At 47.3% G+C, this 19,518-nt stretch carries 16 protein-coding genes and 10 tRNA genes; 21 read left to right on the top strand and 5 right to left on the bottom strand.

All coding sequences use genetic code 11. The features are described from left to right. The first annotated feature begins 168 nt into the window (after positions 1-168). Positions 169-1,140 (top strand): elongation factor P--(R)-beta-lysine ligase, encoded by a 972-nt coding sequence (gene epmA / locus J4N39_RS13645; RefSeq protein ID WP_252020389.1) that lies wholly within the window; start codon positions 169-171, stop codon positions 1,138-1,140. Between the two features lie 107 nt (positions 1,141-1,247). On the opposite strand, the gene J4N39_RS13640 is transcribed toward epmA, so the two are convergent. The 4 genes from J4N39_RS13640 to rsgA form a co-directional block, all read right to left on the bottom strand. Then, positions 1,248-2,132 carry a DMT family transporter gene (locus J4N39_RS13640; protein ID WP_252020387.1) on the bottom strand — a complete coding sequence of 295 codons (885 nt, stop codon included), beginning with the start codon at positions 2,130-2,132 and terminating at the stop codon, positions 1,248-1,250. A gap of 144 nt (positions 2,133-2,276) precedes the next feature. Beyond that, a complete protein-coding gene (locus tag J4N39_RS13635) occupies positions 2,277-3,692 on the bottom strand; it encodes an SLC13 family permease (protein ID WP_252020385.1) in 1,416 nt (471 codons plus the stop codon). A 284-nt stretch (positions 3,693-3,976) separates the two neighbouring features. Then, the gene (gene asd / locus J4N39_RS13630; protein ID WP_252020383.1) at positions 3,977-4,840 is read right to left on the bottom strand and encodes an archaetidylserine decarboxylase; all 864 of its coding nucleotides are present in this window, start codon (positions 4,838-4,840) and stop codon (positions 3,977-3,979) included. Between the two features lie 90 nt (positions 4,841-4,930). After that, positions 4,931-5,974: a small ribosomal subunit biogenesis GTPase RsgA gene (gene rsgA, locus J4N39_RS13625; protein WP_252020381.1), complete on the bottom strand. Its 1,044-nt coding sequence runs from the start codon at positions 5,972-5,974 to the stop codon at positions 4,931-4,933. Positions 5,975-6,076: 102 nt separating this feature from the next. Between rsgA and orn the strand changes: the two genes are divergently transcribed. The 11 genes from orn to J4N39_RS13570 all read left to right on the top strand — a co-directional run bounded on the left by orn (position 6,077) and on the right by J4N39_RS13570 (position 7,853). After that, a complete protein-coding gene (gene orn, locus J4N39_RS13620) occupies positions 6,077-6,622 on the top strand; it encodes an oligoribonuclease (protein WP_252020378.1) in 546 nt (181 codons plus the stop codon). A 135-nt stretch (positions 6,623-6,757) separates the two neighbouring features. Next, positions 6,758-6,833: transfer RNA gene (locus J4N39_RS13615), tRNA-Gly, on the top strand. A gap of 45 nt (positions 6,834-6,878) precedes the next feature. After that, positions 6,879-6,955: transfer RNA gene (locus tag J4N39_RS13610), tRNA-Met, on the top strand. Positions 6,956-7,051: 96 nt separating this feature from the next. Continuing rightward, positions 7,052-7,127 (top strand) — tRNA-Gly (locus J4N39_RS13605). A gap of 42 nt (positions 7,128-7,169) precedes the next feature. Next, positions 7,170-7,246 (top strand) — tRNA-Met (locus J4N39_RS13600). A 2-nt stretch (positions 7,247-7,248) separates the two neighbouring features. Next, a tRNA-Gly gene (locus J4N39_RS13595) sits at positions 7,249-7,324 on the top strand. A 42-nt stretch (positions 7,325-7,366) separates the two neighbouring features. Further along, positions 7,367-7,443 (top strand) — tRNA-Met (locus J4N39_RS13590). Positions 7,444-7,463: 20 nt separating this feature from the next. Next, positions 7,464-7,539, top strand: a tRNA-Gly gene (locus J4N39_RS13585). Positions 7,540-7,584: 45 nt separating this feature from the next. Then, a tRNA-Met gene (locus J4N39_RS13580) sits at positions 7,585-7,661 on the top strand. Positions 7,662-7,663: 2 nt separating this feature from the next. Beyond that, positions 7,664-7,739: transfer RNA gene (locus J4N39_RS13575), tRNA-Gly, on the top strand. Positions 7,740-7,777: 38 nt separating this feature from the next. Then, positions 7,778-7,853, top strand: a tRNA-Gly gene (locus J4N39_RS13570). Between the two features lie 615 nt (positions 7,854-8,468). On the opposite strand, the gene queG is transcribed toward J4N39_RS13570, so the two are convergent. Further along, the gene (gene queG / locus J4N39_RS13565; protein ID WP_252020376.1) at positions 8,469-9,584 is read right to left on the bottom strand and encodes a tRNA epoxyqueuosine(34) reductase QueG; all 1,116 of its coding nucleotides are present in this window, start codon (positions 9,582-9,584) and stop codon (positions 8,469-8,471) included. Positions 9,585-9,781: 197 nt separating this feature from the next. Here queG and tsaE point away from each other — a divergent pair, with 197 nt between their 5' ends. The 9 genes from tsaE (at position 9,782) to J4N39_RS13520 (ending at position 19,424) form a co-directional block, all read left to right on the top strand. Then, positions 9,782-10,255: a tRNA (adenosine(37)-N6)-threonylcarbamoyltransferase complex ATPase subunit type 1 TsaE gene (gene tsaE, locus J4N39_RS13560; RefSeq protein WP_252020373.1), complete on the top strand. Its 474-nt coding sequence runs from the start codon at positions 9,782-9,784 to the stop codon at positions 10,253-10,255. 38 nt (positions 10,256-10,293) lie between these two features. Further along, positions 10,294-11,988 (top strand): N-acetylmuramoyl-L-alanine amidase, encoded by a 1,695-nt coding sequence (locus tag J4N39_RS13555; protein ID WP_252020371.1) that lies wholly within the window; start codon positions 10,294-10,296, stop codon positions 11,986-11,988. Further along, a complete protein-coding gene (gene mutL / locus J4N39_RS13550) occupies positions 11,988-13,943 on the top strand; it encodes a DNA mismatch repair endonuclease MutL (protein WP_252020369.1) in 1,956 nt (651 codons plus the stop codon). The genes J4N39_RS13555 and mutL overlap by 1 nt, the downstream gene beginning before the upstream one ends. Further along, positions 13,943-14,875 carry a tRNA (adenosine(37)-N6)-dimethylallyltransferase MiaA gene (miaA, locus tag J4N39_RS13545; protein ID WP_252020367.1) on the top strand — a complete coding sequence of 311 codons (933 nt, stop codon included), beginning with the start codon at positions 13,943-13,945 and terminating at the stop codon, positions 14,873-14,875. Before mutL ends, miaA begins: the two co-directional genes overlap by 1 nt. Positions 14,876-15,065: 190 nt before the next feature. Then, positions 15,066-15,329 (top strand): RNA chaperone Hfq, encoded by a 264-nt coding sequence (hfq, locus tag J4N39_RS13540; RefSeq protein WP_252020365.1) that lies wholly within the window; start codon positions 15,066-15,068, stop codon positions 15,327-15,329. Between the two features lie 20 nt (positions 15,330-15,349). Further along, positions 15,350-16,639, top strand: a complete 1,290-nt coding sequence (gene hflX / locus J4N39_RS13535; protein WP_252020363.1) for a ribosome rescue GTPase HflX — start codon at positions 15,350-15,352, stop codon at positions 16,637-16,639. Between the two features lie 45 nt (positions 16,640-16,684). After that, a complete protein-coding gene (hflK, locus tag J4N39_RS13530) occupies positions 16,685-17,890 on the top strand; it encodes an FtsH protease activity modulator HflK (RefSeq protein WP_252020361.1) in 1,206 nt (401 codons plus the stop codon). A gap of 2 nt (positions 17,891-17,892) precedes the next feature. Continuing rightward, a complete protein-coding gene (gene hflC, locus J4N39_RS13525; RefSeq protein WP_503063690.1) occupies positions 17,893-18,867 on the top strand; it encodes a protease modulator HflC in 975 nt (324 codons plus the stop codon). Between the two features lie 371 nt (positions 18,868-19,238). Then, positions 19,239-19,424 carry a DUF2065 domain-containing protein gene (locus J4N39_RS13520; RefSeq protein ID WP_252020359.1) on the top strand — a complete coding sequence of 62 codons (186 nt, stop codon included), beginning with the start codon at positions 19,239-19,241 and terminating at the stop codon, positions 19,422-19,424. The last annotated feature ends 94 nt before the right edge of the window (positions 19,425-19,518 follow it).

Here is a 19,518-nt window from a genome sequence, read left to right as displayed (position 1 = left end):
AAAGTCACGTCTTAATTTGGCATACTTTGCTTCGCTACACATCGCTTAAAGTTATTGGCTAAATACTCACTAAGTAATTGAATTGAAAAGTTCATCTTGTGAGTGGCATTAAGTGACTATACGGCGGTGTTATTGCTTGTTTTTACTCAACTTGTTGGAGTCCATCCCATGTCATTATCCTGGCAACCCAATGCACAGATTTCAGTATTACGTCAGCGAGCTGAGTTAATTGCACAGATACGAACCTTTTTCGCCGAGCGCAATGTGATTGAGGTGGATACACCAGCGATGAGTCACGCTACGGTAACCGACATTCATCTTCATACTTTTGAAACTCATTTTGTTGGCCCTGGCTTTGCCGATGGTCAAGCACTGCACCTAATGACCAGCCCAGAATTTCACATGAAGCGACTATTAGCCGCAGGCAGTGGCTGCATTTATCAGATCAACAAAGCGTTTCGTAACGAGGAAAATGGTCGCTATCACAACCCTGAATTCACCATGCTAGAGTGGTATCGAGTGGGATTTGATCATCATGACTTGATGGATGAGATGGACCAGCTGTTACAACAGGTGCTGGACTGTGGCAACGCTGAGCGCATGACCTACCAACAGGCTTTTGTGTCAGTGTTGGCAGTATGTCCACTTGAAGCCAGCATGGAAGCGCTTAAAGCTTCAGCAGCAACACTGGGCCTGAGTGATATCGCAGAACCTGAGCAAGACAGAGACACTTTGTTGCAACTGCTGTTCAGCGTCGGTGTGGAGCCAAAGATTGGTCAGCAAGCACCTGCCTTTGTTTACGATTTTCCTGCATCGCAAGCGGCGCTCGCCAAGATCAATGCCCAAGACCCACGAGTGGCCGATCGTTTTGAGGTCTATTTTAAAGGTATTGAGTTAGCCAACGGATTTCATGAGCTGGACAATGCCCAAGAACAACTGGCACGCTTCGAACAAGATAATCGTCAACGAGAAGAGATGGGGCTGGCTCAGATGCCTATTGATCACCACCTGATTAAGGCGCTAGAGCATGGCCTTCCTGCTTGCGCCGGGGTAGCACTTGGGGTTGATCGGCTGATCATGTTGGCGTTGGGGAAAGCGCATATTGATGAGGTGACAGCGTTTACGTTTCCTAGGGCTTAGCAAACGGTAAAGCGGACGCTTCGCTAACGGCTAACGGCTAACGGCTAACGGCTTTCGAGCTCCCCGTGTTCCGTTAAGCGTTAGCGTCCGATAGCCCTTTACCGAGCTTAGTTACTCACCAACAACCCAGTCCCCACAACCGCCAATACCGCCCCAGCCCAAGAATAACGATTTGGCCTCTGCTTGGTGTATAGCCAAAGCAGAGGGAGAACCATAATCGGTGTGGTGGAAGAGAGCAGTGCGACCATACCTACGTTGCCATCTCGCAGTGCATATAAGATCAGCGTCATACCCACCGCCATTGCGAGAAATCCATTAACCGCACATATTCCCAATACACGCCAATTAATCGGGTTGATGGCTTTGGATAGCTTGGCACCTGTCATTCGAAATGCGCAGTGGGCTAGAAATGCAGTGGTCATACGGATGGCGGAGGCGGATACGGCGTCAATATCGGTTTGCATCACAGGTTTGGCAATGATCCCACCTAGCGCCTGACAGATGGCCGCTAGGAGACCAAGGGCCACTCCAATATAAATCTTGCCTTGCACCGTATCCCATTCATGGGAGCCTTTACGCCCAAAAAAGATCGCCATGACCACACCAGCAAACACCAGTGTCGAGCCTGCCATTTCAAGTTCAGTAAAGGTTTCACTAAAAAGGAAGTAACCTAAAATGGCAGAAAACACCGCATGGCAAGAGAACAGCAGCCCAGCTTGACGAGGGCCCATACGGTTCATGCAAGCAAACAGCGCAGTATCACCGATAAATATGCCGATAAGTCCCGACAGTGCCATCGGCAATACCGCATCAGAAGTGATGCTTGTCCAACCGCCACTCACCAATGACATGGCAATCAACATGGTGGCAGTACACCCCATGCGCCAACGGCTATAAGCAAACGACCCCAAATGGCGAGCTGGAGTCACAGAAATAAGGCTAGAAACAGCCCAAAGAAACGCAGCCGCAAGGGCAAACCATTCGTAGTTCATGAGGTCGGTAAACGGTTATTAGATATAGGAAAGTGCAGAATAGCACATTCTGCACTTCGATTCGGTAAACGGACGCTGGCGCTTCCGGTCATAGTCTTTCCCGTTAACCGTAAGCGCCAGCGTCCGTTAGCCGATTACCGATCTCTACGTCAATACCAACATCGCTGCATAAACGATCGCAAGTCCGACCAACCCTATGATAATGCCGGTTTTTGCCATGTCCTTGCTTTCAATTAGGCCGGTCGAGTAGGCGAGGGAGTTTGGTGGTGTGGATACCGGCAGGATCATACCGAGTGAAGCTGAGAAAGCGACCACAACCAGTAAGCCTTGGATACCGCCAACTGACACTAGCGATGGCATTGAGGTACCAATCGCCGCAGCAATTGGCATCAGTAAGTTGGCTGTCGCAGTGTTGGACATAAAGTTTGCCATTAACCAGCAGACGATGGATAGGGTTATCACCACAGCAACAGGTGATAGCGCCTCGTAATCGATAGCATGAGCTAGTGCTTTAGCCAGCCCCGTTTTATCAAGCGCAATACCAATGGCGATACCACCTGCAACGAGCCACAACACGTCCCAGTTGATCTGCTTTAACTCTTCTTTACCCATGATGCCCGTGAGAGTAAAAACGGCGAGTGGGATAATTGAAACCACATAGGTATTCATGCCGTGTAAGCTGGTGGTCATCCACAACAAAATGGTAGCAGCAAAAGTGACGTACACCACTATCGCTCGCCAGCTCTTCTTGAATTTTCCGTCGAGCTTAAGAGTCATTTGTGTCTGAGAAGATGGGAACAGCTTTTGTAGCAGTAACCAAGCGATACTAAGCTGGATGATGACAAAAGGCAGACCCATCATCATCCAAGACAGAAAGTCGATGCTGTTTTCACCGGTTAAGTATTGCAGTGCAATAGCGTTGGGCGGTGTACCAATTGGGGTGGCGATACCCCCAGTGTTTGCGGCAATAGGAATACACAACACTAGTGCTTTGATGCCAAGATCGCCCTTTGGTGCAGAGGCCACGATAGGACCAAGCAAGGCTAGCATCATCACCGTGGTGGCGGTGTTAGACATAAACATTGAAAACACCGCAGTGATCAGCATTAAGCCCAGCATGATGAACTTAGGCTGATGACCAAATGGTTTGAGCAGTACTCGGGCAAGGTTGTTGTCTAGTTGGTATTTGGATGCGGCAATGGCCAGTGCAAATCCGCCCATGAACAGAATGATGATAGGGGAAGAGAAGGCAGCAAAGATGTCGGTATAATTGATAAAGGTGCCAAAATCATGACCATCAGGCACGTCTCTAAATACCAATAGCCCTTTGTTCGAAATCATGATCAGTTCAAGTGCGATGATCAATATTGAAGTCGCAAACACAGGTACAGGCTCTAATACCCAGAGTAGTGCGGCGAGCAAGAAAATCGCCAGCAAGCGATGCTGTATCACGGTCAGATCATCGATAGGGATTAGGTCAATCGGCATGACCAATACGAGCAAAGGCAGACCAAAACAGATCAGCAGTCGGATCAGTGTACCAAGATTCTGCTTTGCCATAATTTACCTATCCCTCAACTGCTTAACGAAAAATCAGCATAATTGAGAGCAGCGACTAGGTCGTCGATCGAAACGATATTTTGAGCAGGAAGAGAAAAGTATCGAAAGGGAGTTTGTTTTTAGTCAAATTATGACAGGAAAGATAAGTTTTTGCTCCTCCCCTTTCTAAGGGGAGGCTGGGAGGGGTTCTGATTGAACTAACCGTCTGTGCTTTAGGTTAGGGAGTCAGATCCCCCTTCAACTCCCCCGGAACGCCGACCGTTTAGAAAGGGGCAGAGCGAAACCTATGCTTTTTTGTGAGCGTATGCCGTGCCCATCACCGTTGGTTTGGTCAGCGCCATGCTCTCATCAAAGTTGATAGCGTCTTTAGCGAACAGGTTTATTACTGTGGAGCCTAGCTTGAAGCGTCCCATTTCTTCGCCTTTTTTCAGTACGACAGATTTTTCACCTTCCGCTGGGTAGTCCCAAGTGTAAACCGTGTTGCCACGAGGTGGGGTTACCGTACCTGCCCAGACAAGCTCAATACTACCAACGATGGTCGCACCAACAAGGACTTGTGCCATCGGGCCAAACTCAGTGTCGAAGATACATACCACACGTTCATTACGTGCAAATAGGTTTGGTACATTTTCAGCTGTTAAAGGGTTTACTGAGAAAAGGTCACCCGGTACGTAGATCATCTGACGCAGCGTGCCGTCACACGGCATGTGCACACGGTGGTAATCACGCGGTGATAGGTAAAGTGTTGCAAACTCACCGCCAGCAAACTCTTGTGCCAATGCAGCGCTGCCACCTAGTAGCGCTTGAGCCGAGTAGGTATGGCCTTTAGCTTGGATCAATTGACCATCTTCAATCGGGCCAAACTGGCTCACACAGGCATCCGCTGGGTGAGAGATAACCTCTACGCCTTCAGTGATAGGACGTGCGCCTTCTTTTAGCTCACGTACGAAAAATTCGTTAAATGTTTTGAAGTGTGCAGGATCGCTATGCAAAGCCTCGTCCATGTTTACCTTGTATTGCTTAATAAACATGCGAATGATGGCCGTAGTTAGGCTTCCTGCCTTTGCACTTGCCAGCTTACCCACAAGGCGAGTCAGTGCGTGTTGTGGCAGCCAGTATTGCAGGCCGACTTTAATCTTATCTAACACTTTGTTTTCCAACTTGTTCAACAATTCGGCGCAGAATGGTACTCAATCTCAATTCGCTTGTCAGCTTTTTGAGGTCATTATGCGACTTGGTTATTTTTTACTTGAGAAGTGGCGGTTAGCCTTGTTCTCCGACATGCTCTCGATAATACGGTGGTAATTATCAAAACGCACTTGAGTGATTTTTCCATCTTCAACCGCTTCACGTAGGATACAACCTGGATCATCTTGGTGTTTACAGTCGCGGAATTTACAACCGCCTAAGAATGGACGGAATTCAACAAAGGCCTTAGTGACCTCATCCGCTTCTAGGTGCCAAAGACCAAACTCACGAACCCCAGGAGAGTCAATCAAGTCCCCCCCTTTCGGGAAGTGGTATAAACGCGCCGCCGTGGTAGTGTGCTGACCAAGACCTGAGTTTTCGGATACAGCGCCTTCTTCAGCATCTACCTCAGGCATTAGAGCGTTAACCAGGCTTGATTTACCAACACCAGACTGACCAACAAAAATATTAATGCGATCTTTTAGCTCTTCCTGTAGGGCTTCAATACCTTCGCCTGATTCTTTACTGACCAAGAGGACCTTATAGCCAATTTTCTCGTAAGTGCTTAGCTGTTGCTGATAATCTGCAACTTCTTCTGGCTTAAGCAGGTCTACCTTGTTCAACACAATCAGAGGGGCAATTTCCAGCGTCTCTGAAGCGACCAAGTAGCGGTCGATGATATTAAGCGAAAGCTCTGGAAGCACTGAGGAGACGATGACCATTTGATCGATATTTGCACCAACAGGCTTAAGACCATCATAGTAATCTGGGCGAGTCAGTACGGATTTGCGTGGCTCAACAGCTTCCACAATGCCAGAGATACCAGCCATGGATTCTAGACCTTTACGCCAGATCACGCGATCGCCAGAGACTAAGCTTTCGATGCTGCGTCGTAGGTTACAACGCTCGATTTCGCCTGTTTCTAGATCTTCAATATCTGCGTGTTGACCAAAGCGAGTGATTACTAAGCCTTGCTTAGCTTCACCCAGCATGGTTTCGTCCCACTGGACGCTGGTCTCTTTTTGCAGACGTTTGTTTTGATTGCTACGAACGCGTCGTACCTGACCTTTGGTCAGCTTTTTCTTTTTAGCCACAATTTTTTCTTTAATTACGCTGAGAACTGCACGAAATGCAGTTGGAATTCCGCTATAGCAGGGTATGATACCTCTTTTAGCGACAAAATAGGCAACTCATCTATGTCATTCAGCGACAAAAACCTAATCTGGATTGATTTGGAAATGACAGGTCTTAACCCTGAAACCAATAAGATCATTGAAATTGCTACCATTGTTACCGATAGCGAGCTTAATGTTCTGGCGGAAGGACCAGTACTTGCGATTCATCAACCAGAGACAGAGCTGGAAAAAATGGATGAGTGGTGTACCACGACCCACACCGGCAGTGGTCTGGTCGATCGTGTTCGTGCCAGTAACATTACTGAACAAGAAGCGATTAAGCAGACGATTGAGTTTTTACAGCAGTGGGTACCAAAAGGTGTATCACCAATCTGTGGTAATAGCGTTGGCCAAGATCGCCGCTTCCTGTACCAATACATGCCTGAGCTGGAACAATACTTCCATTACCGATACATCGACGTTAGCACCATCAAAGAGTTGGTGCGTCGCTGGCAGCCAGAGACGTTAAAAAACTTTTCAAAACAAGGCACTCACCTGGCACTAGATGACATTCGTGAATCTATTGCTGAGCTGCAATTCTATCGAAATTCGGTTTTTAGCATCTAGTTTGGTCAAATATCGTGCTGAAATGATTTATTTTTAGCCGAATGGAAAAAAAATTGGATTTTTAGGGCTGAAGGACTTGCATCACAAAAAAATGCTCTTATAATTCGCAGCCCTAAACGACGAAACGTTGTTGATGCGACACTAGCTCAGCTGGTAGAGCGCAACCTTGCCAAGGTTGAGGTCACGAGTTCGAACCTCGTGTGTCGCTCCAAATTTTAGGCTTTCATCATGCCTTGAATGGTGAATACAATACGGACGCGGGGTGGAGCAGCTTGGTAGCTCGTCGGGCTCATAACCCGAAGGTCGTCGGTTCAAATCCGGCCCCCGCAACCAAAATTTAAAGGTGTTGTGATTCGCTAGCTCGTCGGGCTCAGCTATTCATAAAACCTAGCGAAGGTCATCGGTTCAAATCCGACCCCCGCAACCAAAGCGACACTAGCTCAGCTGGTAGAGCGCAACCTTGCCAAGGTTGAGGTCACGAGTTCGAACCTCGTGTGTCGCTCCAAATTAAAGGTTTTCATCGTACCTAACGGTGACACAATACGGACGCGGGGTGGAGCAGCTTGGTAGCTCGTCGGGCTCATAACCCGAAGGTCGTCGGTTCAAATCCGGCCCCCGCAACCAAAGCGACACTAGCTCAGCTGGTAGAGCGCAACCTTGCCAAGGTTGAGGTCACGAGTTCGAACCTCGTGTGTCGCTCCAATTTGATAGCTGTCATCGTGCTTAACGGTGAGACAATACGGACGCGGGGTGGAGCAGCTTGGTAGCTCGTCGGGCTCATAACCCGAAGGTCGTCGGTTCAAATCCGGCCCCCGCAACCAATTTCTCTCTAAGAGAATATGCGACACTAGCTCAGCTGGTAGAGCGCAACCTTGCCAAGGTTGAGGTCACGAGTTCGAACCTCGTGTGTCGCTCCAATTTAAAAAGTCTTCATCGTACTTTAAACGGTGACACAATACGGACGCGGGGTGGAGCAGCTTGGTAGCTCGTCGGGCTCATAACCCGAAGGTCGTCGGTTCAAATCCGGCCCCCGCAACCAAAGCGACACTAGCTCAGCTGGTAGAGCGCAACCTTGCCAAGGTTGAGGTCACGAGTTCGAACCTCGTGTGTCGCTCCAATTTGACGGTTTTCATCGTACCTAACGATGACAATGATGCGACACTAGCTCAGTTGGTAGAGCGCAACCTTGCCAAGGTTGAGGTCACGAGTTCGAACCTCGTGTGTCGCTCCATTTCTCTTGTAAAAAGAGGTGGTCAACGCATCTAAGGCGCTAATCAACCTCAAAGCCCTCATCGTGCTAAACGATGACAGCCAGTTACTGGCACCGCTCTTTTTTTAATGCTGTGAAGCATAATCCCCAAAACAAAAAATGATACGCACCCACACAGGGTGATTTTTTTTGTTTCAATTCAATCTAACTTTTATGACCATTGACGGTCGAACTCTACACTTGTCGATATAGGCACAGTGCGGCTTTGCGCACCTATTTACACTTTAACTAACAGAGTTATCCACATAAATCACTCTGTGGATAAGTTGGTTGATAAATAGTTTTTTGTTAGAGTTTTAAAGGGCTAGAAGAAGATCTTTGGCTTTTATTTAAAATACATAGACTTAGCAAAAGCCATGTAAGTTATTGATTTTAAATAGCCGCTCTTTATGTGGCTGTTAAATTGCAAGATGGATCAAAGATCAAAAACTTACTCTTTTTTGATCCTTGTCATAAATAGGTTCTGTGTTTAACTTTTTTTAAATTAGAGAATCCTACTGATGAAAGGGATTTTTTCCACATACAACTATTTTTGCGAATTAGGTCAAAGAATGTGTCAGTTAGATGAAACATTTATCACGCGTCGCGTGGCAAGCCCTTTTCAATAATCCGAATCAATCGTTCTTTCTTACGGTCTTTAATTGGCAACTGGTTCTGTTGCTGCTCAATCGCCCAATTAAGATGAATGTCGAGAGTGTCATCTAGACCTAAGCGAGACTCTAACGCTTCTATGTAACCAGAGTTAAACGGTGCGTTCCCCATGGCAACAGCAAGGTTACGTAGCCACTGGTGGTAGCCAATTCGTCGGATAGCTGAGCCTTCCATCTTCTTTAAGAACTCATCTTCTTGCCAATTAAATAGAGAGAGCAAGGATACTTCTTCAAGGCTCGGTCGACGTTGGAAGTCCTCACGCTCAGTGAGTGGTGCTTCTTTACTCCACGGGCAAACCAGTTGGCAATCATCACAACCGTAAATACGATTGCCAATAAGCGGTCGCATTGGTTCAGGGATAACACCATCGAATTCAATGGTAAGGTAGGAGATACACTTACGTGAGTCCACGACACCCTCTTCGACAATGGCTCCGGTTGGGCAAGAGGTAATACACGCCGTGCATTTACCGCATTGGTCTTCGCTTGGCGAATCGACAGGTAGTGGAATGTCTATCAGTAGTTCACCAAGGAAAAACCACGAACCTGCGCTTGGATTGATGATTAGTGAGTGTTTACCGCTCCAACCAAGGCCTGCTTTTTGCGCTAAAGGGCGCTCTAAGATGGGGGCTGAATCGACAAATGGTCGGTAGCCTAGCTGCTCACCGAGCTGCTGTTCGATTTTTTGTCCGAGCTTTTTTAGCTGGTTTCTGACCAACTTATGATAATCACGCCCCAGTGCATATCGACTAACGTAGCCAAGTGAAGGGTCTTTCAAGTTGGAGGCGAACAGTGCTTGTGATGGAAGGTAGTTCATACGAGCGCTTATGACTCGTACGGTTCCAGGTAACAGTTCATCTGGACGAGCACGCATCATGCCGTGTCGTGCCATCCAATCCATTTCACCGTGATATCCAGCATCTAGCCACGCTTGCAAACTTTGCTCATGTTCGCTGAGGTCGACATCACATATGCCCACTTGATCAAAGCCGAGCTCTTTTCCCCATAGTTTGATTTGGTTAGCGAGATCTTGGTAGTTCATAATGGACACTGGATGAAAATTGGGCGGTGATTCTAACTGATCTTAGTGGAATTACAATCAGGATCTAGGGTAGAGATACATCTAGATACCGATTAACTGATGACAATAACCCATTTTTGACATCTAAGATCTTGTCTCAAAGATCCATCACAGTTTACTATTCCTGTTCTTTTGTTTTTTATTTCGTTGAAGTGATTATGCAGCCTGTTAGCTCAAACCCTATTGCCTTAAAAGATGAACAAGCCACCGTTGAATTTGGAACAGCGATTGCTGGCGCTTGTCATCAGCAAACGACCATTTATCTGCATGGTGATTTGGGCGCAGGAAAAACCACCTTTAGTCGCGGCTTTATTCGCTCACTGGGTCATCAAGGAAATGTAAAGAGCCCAACATATACTCTGGTAGAACCGTATGCGTTAGACAAATGGCAGGTGTACCATTTTGATTTGTACCGTCTGGCAGATCCCGAAGAGCTGGAGTTCATGGGGATCCGTGATTACTTTACCCCTGATGCTATCTGTCTGGTTGAGTGGCCAGAAAAGGGTGAAGGTCTACTGCCTGAGCCAGATCTGGATATTGAAATGCGTTACCAAGGGGAGCAGCGCACAGCAGTGATCACTGCGAATACGAAATATGGTATCGATTTATTAGAAAGTTTGGAGTTGTGTTGATAAATAAGCGAGCAGTTCTCCTTCCGATTGTTTGGTTGATGGCGTCTTGGCTATTACTTCTATCTTTCCAAACAAGTGCAAATACATTGAAGGGGATTCGAGTATGGCCATCACCTGAGGAAACTCGAGTGGTGATCGACCTTCAGTCAGAGGTGGATTATAGCTATTTCACCTTGTCGGGCCCGCAGCGTTTGGTGGTAGATCTTAGTGACACCAGTTTAAGCACCAAGCTTCCGATTAACGTGACCGATTCCCCGGTATTGAAGCGAGTTCGTAAGAGTTCACCGCCAAAGAAGTCGACCTACCGATTGGTGTTCGAACTGAGCAAGAGCGTTAAGCCGAAACTGTTTAAATTGGCACCGACACCGGGTGGTCAGTATGGACATCGATTGGTGATCGACTTGCCACATGGCGTTGTTGCGACAACACCAGAACCTGCTCCAAAAGCGAAGCCTGCAACCAGCTCAAGTGCTCAGGCAACCACAGTGACCTATGCAACTGGCGGCAACGCTGACATCGTGGTAGCGATTGACCCTGGTCACGGTGGTGAGGACCCAGGTTCTATCGGTCCGACCAAAAAGTACGAAAAACACCATACCTTGATCATGTCGCAAAAACTGGCGGCTGAGCTTAATAAAGTGCCGGGTATGAAAGCGGTGTTGACACGTCGTGGGGATTACTTTGTTAACCTCAACAAACGCTCTGAAATTGCGCGTAAGAATAAAGCCCACTTGCTGGTTTCTATCCATGCCGATAGCTTCCGTTCTCCGCAACCAAGGGGGGGGTCGGTGTTTGTACTCAATACCCGCCGCGCTAACAGTGAGATCGCTCGCTGGGTAGAAAAGCACGAAGAGCAGTCAGAGCTGCTTGGTGGTGCTGGTGAAGTACTTTCTAAGCACAACAGTGACCGCAACCTCAGCCAAACGCTGTTAGATCTGAAGTTTAATCATTCTCAGAAAGAGGGTTACAAAGTTGCGACCAATATCTTGGCCGAGATGGGTAAGGTGACAAGGCTGCATAAAGCCAAACCAGTACACGCTAGTCTGGCGGTACTGAAATCACCTGATATTCCATCGGTGTTGGTAGAGACAGGCTTTATGTCGAATCCAACCGAAGAGAAACTTTTGTTCCAACGCTCTCATCAGCAGAAGTTGGCTCGGGCGCTAAGCAAAGCGATTGTTGATTACTTCAATGACAATGCGCCTCCGGGCACCATGTTTGCTAATCGTAATCAGCAAATTAAGCACACTGTTCAGCGTGGTGAATACTTAGGAAAAATCGCCAAGAAATATGGGGTAACCGTTCAGTCCATTCGTACTTTGAACAAGCTTAAGAGTGATAGCTTAGCAGTTGGGCAGGTGCTTACCATTACCGGAGCCGCCGCCCCTCCTTCAAGTTCAGCTGCAAGTACATCTGCGAAGACTAAGTTGATTACTCATAAAGTGGCTTCTGGAGATTACCTAGGCAAAATTGCTTCTAAATACAAGGTAACGATCGCCAGTATTCGTAAAGAAAACAACCTTAAGTCGGATACGGTAAGACTTGGGCAAAAACTCAAGATCCGTGTGCCAGATAACGCCAAGCCAGACGTTAAGCATAAGGTTCAACGTGGTGAGTATTTGGGTAAGATCGCCAATCGCTACAATGTCTCTATGGCGGCGATCCGTAAAGCTAATAACTTAAAATCTGATCAACTAGCGATTGGTCAGGTGTTGATAATTCCAGGTAACTGATGACGATTAAAATTCTTCCGGCTCGTTTAGCCAACCAAATCGCTGCTGGTGAGGTGGTAGAACGCCCAGCATCGGTGGTGAAAGAGCTGGTAGAAAACAGTCTAGATGCTGGTGCCACCCGAATCGATATTGATATCGAGAAAGGGGGAAGCAAGCTTATCCGTGTGCGCGACAACGGAAAAGGCATCGTAAAAGATGAGCTCGGGTTAGCACTAAGCCGCCATGCGACGTCGAAGATCCACACTTTGGATGACTTGGAAGCGATATGCAGCTTGGGCTTTCGTGGCGAGGCACTGGCCAGTGTCAGTTCTGTCGCCCGCTTGACCTTGACCTCACGTACCGCTGCGCAAGACCAAGCTTGGTCTGCTTATGCGGAAGGTCGTGAGATGGAAGTTAAGCTCCAGCCAGCAGCGCATCCGATAGGCACTACGGTGGAAGTGCTGGATTTGTTTTTCAACACGCCAGCACGTCGAAAGTTTCTTCGTACAGAAAAAACAGAATTTTCTCATATTGATGAGCTGCTCAAGCGGATCGCCCTGAGCCGCTTCGATGTGACGATAAACCTACGTCATAACGGCAAGATGATCCGTCAGTATCGAGCGGCGAAGACGGATAAACAGCGTGAAACACGTATTGCGGCGGTGTGTGGCAGCGGTTTTGTCCGCCATATGTTGCACGTCGAGTTAGAGCACAATGATTTAAAGTTGAGTGGCTGGATCACTACACCAGAAGGTGCTCGCCAACAAAGTGATCTGCAGTATTGCTATGTCAATGGTCGCATGATGCGTGACAAACTGATCAATCACGCTATTCGTCAAAGCTATGAAACCAGCTTAAGACCAGATCAGTTTGCAACTTTCGTCCTGTTTATCGAGATCGATCCGCATCAAGTCGATGTGAATGTTCACCCTGCTAAACACGAAGTGCGTTTCCATCAAGCAAGACTGGTGCATGATTTTATCTATCAGGCGCTAAGCAGTGCATTGGCCCAGTCAGATCATGTCGAGGCGCAGCAAACCCGAGAGAGCGCATTTCATACCACTTCAGATAGCACTCCAGCGGCAGAAACCTCTGCTCCTGCGCAAGAGCGTGCGGCTAAGGTGATTGCGAGTAATCCGGTCTATCCAAATAAAGCGGATAGCGCTTTAGCCACTGAGCAGCATTACTCTGCACCTTCGACGAGTCGTGATACTTCTAAGCAGCAAGTAAGAGAAGCATCCATTGCACCTTCTCAGCAGTGGCGTGACAGCGCCCCCTTGAGTAAGCCTGCACAAAAAGAGCTCCCTAAAGCACCGAGCCTGCGTGAAGTGAAGGTCTACCAAGAGCTATTGCAAACTCCTGATGCCACTAAAGAGGTGGCAGCACCTACCCAAGCCATAGCAACCCATAGTGAGCAAGCAGTCGTTGATTTAGGGAAAGCCGTGGGCGTCGTGCAAGAGCAATACTTGCTGCTTCAGTCTCAAGCGGGATGTTCTTTGCTTAACTTACCTCGAGCACAATGGTATCGAAGTCTTGGGCAACTAAGTACTGAGCAAGGTGCGTTAACGGCGCAGCCCTTATTGGTGCCTTTATCGATTAAATTAGAGCCGGAACTGTTGGCGATGCTGGATGTCTATCAACAACAGTGGCGAGATTTGGCTTTGGTATTGCGTCCTAAAGGGCAAGATGCGGTGATGATTATGGCGGTGCCAGCACCGTTAAGGCAGCAAAACCTACAAAAGTTGCTGCCAGATCTGTTATCTTACCTCGCTTCTCAGCCTGAAGCGGTAACGATCCAAGAGATCAGTCAGTGGCTTGCCACTCAGGTGTTTGAGACAAAAAGCCACTATACTCAGTCAGAGGCACTTCAACTGCTGGCTGAAATAGAGCAGCTTTGGCACGATAAGTTGCCACTCGATGACAGACAATTGGTTCAGTCTGTTGATTTTTCTGCCACGATCGCAAGCTTTAATTAATGAATAAACAATTACCTTTAGCTCTGTTTTTAATGGGGCCAACCGCATCGGGCAAAACGGATTTAGCCATTCGACTTCGTCAAAAATATCCTGTTGAAATCATCAGTGTCGATTCTGCATTGATCTACAAAGACATGGATATTGGCACGGCAAAACCCGATGCTGACGAATTGGCACTTGCACCGCATCGATTGATCGATATTTTAGATCCGAGCGAAGCTTACTCGGCGGCAGACTTTCGTCGTGATGCGCTATTGGCGATGGATGAGATTACAAGTCAGGGCAAAATCCCTCTGCTTGTCGGTGGAACCATGCTGTATTACAAGGCTTTGCTGCAAGGTTTATCCCCATTACCTGCCGCAGATCCCAAAATTCGTCAAGAGATTGAACAAGAGGCATTGACCAAAGGTTGGGCAATGATGCACGATCAGCTCAAAGCAATTGATCCTGTCTCAGCACAAAGAATTCACCCGAATGATCCACAAAGATTATCTCGGGCATTGGAAGTTTTCCGAATTTCAGGTAAAACTTTAACTGAGTTGACAGAAGATAAGGGTGAGCCAATCCCTTATCGCGTCAAACAATTTGCAATAGCACCCAAGGAAAGGGCTGAACTCCATCGTCGTATAGAGTTACGTTTTGATAAAATGATCGATGCTGGATTTGAAGAAGAAGTGAAGGCGTTATACGCTAGAGATGATCTTCATCCGGATCTGCCGTCGATTCGATGCGTGGGCTATCGACAGATGTGGGACTATTTGGATGGGAACTGCACGCTTGATGAAGCAATTTATCGTGGTATTTGTGCAACCCGTCAATTGGCCAAGCGACAAATTACCTGGCTGCGCAGCTGGGATGATTTAACTTGGTTGGATAGCGAGAACGTTGAACAGTCGGTACAACTGATGTCAGATGCAATCGCAACTGATTGATGGAATTACTGTTTATCTGTGTATAATGTGATCGTTTTTTGCGCACGATTCATTTAGCTTGGATGCAAAAACAGCTCCCAATACTGTAGCTAAATAAATATACCAATCGGGGTAAATATGTGCTCAATAGTTGAGCTGATATTTGCGCTGATTGGTATGAATAAAACAACAATCAAATAAGGAAAATAAAATGGCTAAGGGGCAGTCTCTTCAAGACCCATTTCTAAACGCATTGCGCCGTGAGCGTGTGCCAGTTTCAATCTACCTTGTGAACGGTATCAAACTTCAAGGTCAGATCGAGTCTTTCGATCAGTTCGTGATCTTGCTGAAAAATACAGTAAATCAAATGGTTTACAAGCATGCGATCTCTACTGTGGTTCCAGCGCGTGCTGTGACTCACCACAGCAGCAACGATCGTCCATCTGAACGTCCACAAGAGAAATCTGAAGATTAATACACACAGGAGTCTAATGCTTGTTTGACCGTTATGAAGCCGGTGAGCAGGCTGTACTTGTTCATATTAACTTCACGCAAGAAGGTGAGTGGGAAGATCTAGCAGAGTTTGAAATGCTGGTTTCTTCTTCTGGGGTTGAATCACTGCAAGTGATCACTGGCAGCCGCCAGTCCCCGCACCCGAAATACTATGTCGGAGAGGGTAAGGCACAAGAAATTGCACAAGCTGTGCAGATGACGGGTGCTGATATTGTGATTTTCAATCACGCCCTCTCTCCTGCCCAGGAACGTAACCTAGAACAACTGGTGAAGTGTCGAGTGATCGACCGAACTGGCTTGATCTTAGATATCTTTGCCCAACGTGCCCGAACCCATGAAGGTAAATTGCAAGTAGAGCTTGCGCAATTGCGCCATATTTCTACTCGTTTGATCCGTGGTTGGACTCACCTTGAGCGTCAAAAAGGTGGTATCGGTTTACGTGGTCCTGGTGAAACTCAGTTGGAAACGGACCGCCGACTGCTGCGTGATCGAATTAAAGCCATCCTGCGCCGATTGGAAAGAGTGGCGAAGCAGCGAGAACAAGGTCGCCGAGCTCGTAACAGAGCTGAGATCCCGACTATCTCATTGGTGGGTTACACCAACGCAGGTAAGTCGACACTGTTTAACCGAATCACTGAAGCGGGTGTTTACGCCGCTGATCAGTTGTTCGCAACCCTAGACCCGACCTTACGTAAGTTAGAGTTGGAAGATGTAGGCACAACAATTCTTGCCGACACAGTAGGTTTTATTCGCCATTTGCCTCACGATTTGGTGGCAGCGTTTAAAGCAACACTGCAAGAAACGCAAGAAGCTGACATTTTGTTACATGTTGTTGATGCCAGTGACGAACGTTTTCGTGAGAACATTCAGGCTGTTGATATCGTGCTCGAAGAGATCGAAGCGCACGAAATCCCAAGTTTGATCGTCATGAACAAAATCGACAATCTTGAAGGGCAAAAACCTCGTATTGAATATGATGACGAAGGTGTGCCGCAACGAGTTTGGGTATCTGCCATGGCCGGTGAGGGCATGGAGCTGCTGTTTGAGGCGCTGACAAAACGTTTAGCAAGTCAGATGGTGGAGCATAAGTTACAGATCCCACCTCAATATCAAGGTCGCTTGCGCAGTTTGTTTTTCCAAATGAACTGTATTCAACAGGAAGAATATGATCAGGATGGCAATCTACTGATCGATATTCGAATGCAGCAGGTTGATTGGTCTAGACTTGAAAAAAGAGAAGGGGCAGTTTTAGGAGACTTTATAGTCACTTAAATGGCTGCTACAGTATAACGTCATATAAAATGATGGAGCTTTCTAATGGCGTGGAATGAGCCTGGTAATAATAACGGCAATAATGGCCGCGATAATGACCCTTGGGGCAATAACGATCGCGGGAATGGCCAACGACCAAATAATGGTCGTGATCAAGGACCGCCAGACCTAGACGAAGTTTTTAATAAACTGAGTCAAAAGCTGGGTGGAAAGTTTGGCAAAGGTGGAAGCGGTGGTTCAACACCTTCTATCGGTGGCGGTGGTGCGATCGGTATTGGTTTGATCGCAGTGATTGCCATTGCTATTTGGGTTTTCTCCGGTTTCTACACCGTAGGTGAAGCCGAGCGTGGCGTAGTGCTGCGCCTAGGTAAGTTTGATCGTGTTGAAGAGCCGGGTCTGAATTGGCACCCTCGTTTCATCGATACCTACGAAACAGTTAACGTCCAAGCGATTCGCTCGCTACGTGCGTCTGGTCTAATGCTGACTAAAGATGAAAACGTAGTGACGGTTGAAATGGGTGTTCAGTACCGTGTATCTGATCCATACAAATACCTATACCGCGTAACTAACGCTGATGACAGTTTGCGCCAAGCAACCGATTCTGCACTACGTGCGGTAATTGGTGACTCACTGATGGATAGCATCCTAACCAGTGGTCGTCAGCAAATTCGTCAAAGCACACAAGAGACGCTAAACCGTATCATCGATAACTACGATATGGGTATTGCGATTGTTGACGTGAACTTCCAGTCTGCGCGTCCGCCAGAGCAAGTTAAAGATGCGTTCGATGACGCAATCGCAGCTCGAGAGGATGAAGAGCGTTTCATTCGTGAAGCGGAAGCTTACAAAAACGAAATCTTGCCGAAAGCGACCGGTCGTGCAGAACGTTTGAAGAAAGAAGCATTGGGTTACTCAGAGCGTACGATTAACGAAGCACTGGGTCAGGTAGCACAGTTTGAAAAACTACTACCAGAATACCAAGCGGCACCAGAAGTTACCCGTAACCGTCTGTACCTAGACACGATGGAAGAAGTTTACTCGGCGTCGTCGAAAGTACTGATTGATTCAGAGTCTAGCGGTAACCTACTGTATCTACCAATCGATAAGCTAGGTAAAGGTAGCTCAGAAACTGAGACTAAGCGTAAAGCGAAATCAACCTCAGCGTATGATCATATCGAGTTGGAGTCGGAGCGCACAGAAACACCAGCGTCTACTTCTCGTTCAACTAGCTCACGTCAAGGGAGATACTAATTATGTTGCGTAAAATTGCAGTCCCTGTGGTAGTGGTACTGATAGCGCTACTACTGATGTCACTGTTTGTTATCCCTGAAGGTGAACGCGGCATCGTGATCCGTTTCGGTCGTGTATTGAAAGATACTAACGAGATGTCTCGCATCTACGAACCAGGCCTACACTTCAAACTGCCAATGTTTGACCGTGTTAAGCGCCTAGATGCGCGTATCCAAACCATGGATGGCCGAGCTGACCGTTTCGTAACGTCTGAGAAAAAAGACGTAATCATCGATTCGTACGTGAAGTGGCGTATCGAAGATTTCGGTCAATACTACCTAGCAACTGGTGGTGGTGATGTGCTTACGGCGCAAACCCTACTTGAGCGTAAAGTAACAGACGTGCTTCGTTCTGAAATCGGTTCTCGAGAAATCAAGCAGATCGTATCAGGCCCTCGTACGGATATCGTATTGCCTGCCGAAGGTGAAGAAGAGCTGACCACTGAAGCGGCGCGTGAAGCACTGAAAATTGATGGTGAGCGTGACAAGATCATGGAAGAAGTCCTTGCTGATACTCGCGTATCTGCATTGACTGACCTTGGTGTTCGCGTTGTTGACTTCCGTATTAAGAAGATCAACCTACCGGATGAAATCAGTGAATCAATCTACCGTCGTATGCGTGCAGAGCGTGAGTCGGTAGCGCGTAAGCACCGTTCTCAAGGTCGTGAGAAAGCGGAGGTTATCCGTGCTCAAGCGGAGCTAGAAGTTGCCACTGTACTTGCAGAAGCTGACAAAACCGCTCGTGTAACACGAGGTGAAGCAGACGCAAAAGCAGCGAGTATCTACTCTGGAGCGTTTAACAAAGACCCTGAGTTTTACGGCTTCCTACGTTCATTGACCGCTTATGAAAAATCATTCAACAGCAAAGATGATATTCTGGTTCTAGACCCGAATAGTGAATTCTTTAAGTATATGAATGATGCTAAGGGCGCTAAATAAGTTTTTTGACTTGGATTCAGTGTGAAAATTGACCCCGCAGCTTGGTTTGAGTTGTGGGGTTATTTGTATTCGGGGAAAGGGTAAACGGACGCTTCGCTAAAGGTAAAAGGGTAAGAGCAAGAGAAAGAGCTTACAGCGAGTGATACACAGTCCTCCCCCTTTTCAAGGGGGAGCTAGAGGGGGTTAACCCTAAACTATCAGAGTGTTGTGAGGTTGAAAGGACTTGGCTAGGTATCACTGTAGAGATTAAGAGCTTAGCTCTCTTGTTAGTGAAACTCTCTCCTTAAGTTCTTTTAACTCCCTCCAACTCCCCCGGATCGCCGGCCCCTTGAAAAGGGGGAGGGCTTAAAGAAAATACAAAGGAGAAGCAAATGTCCCAAACATTACTAACCGCTCTCGGCTTAGTCCTACTCATCGAAGGCCTCGGTCCATTCTTAGCCCCTAACGGTTGGCGGGCGATGGTGGTTGAATTAAGCAAGCAACCAGATAACCAGCTGCGTCGTATTGGTGGCTGTTTGGTGGTCTCTGGGGCGGTGATTTTATATATGTCGCTGTAAGTTCTTATATAGAAATTAACCGCTTAAACAAAATGCAGCATAAAACCGCTACCACATTGCTTAATTATGAACAAAAAATGACTGCACGAAATGT

The organism is Vibrio sp. SCSIO 43136, assembly GCF_023716565.1.
GTDB lineage: Bacteria > Pseudomonadota > Gammaproteobacteria > Enterobacterales > Vibrionaceae > Vibrio.
The sequence above is the reverse complement of the archived record's forward strand: the minus strand, read 5'-3'. Positions and strand labels throughout refer to the sequence as shown.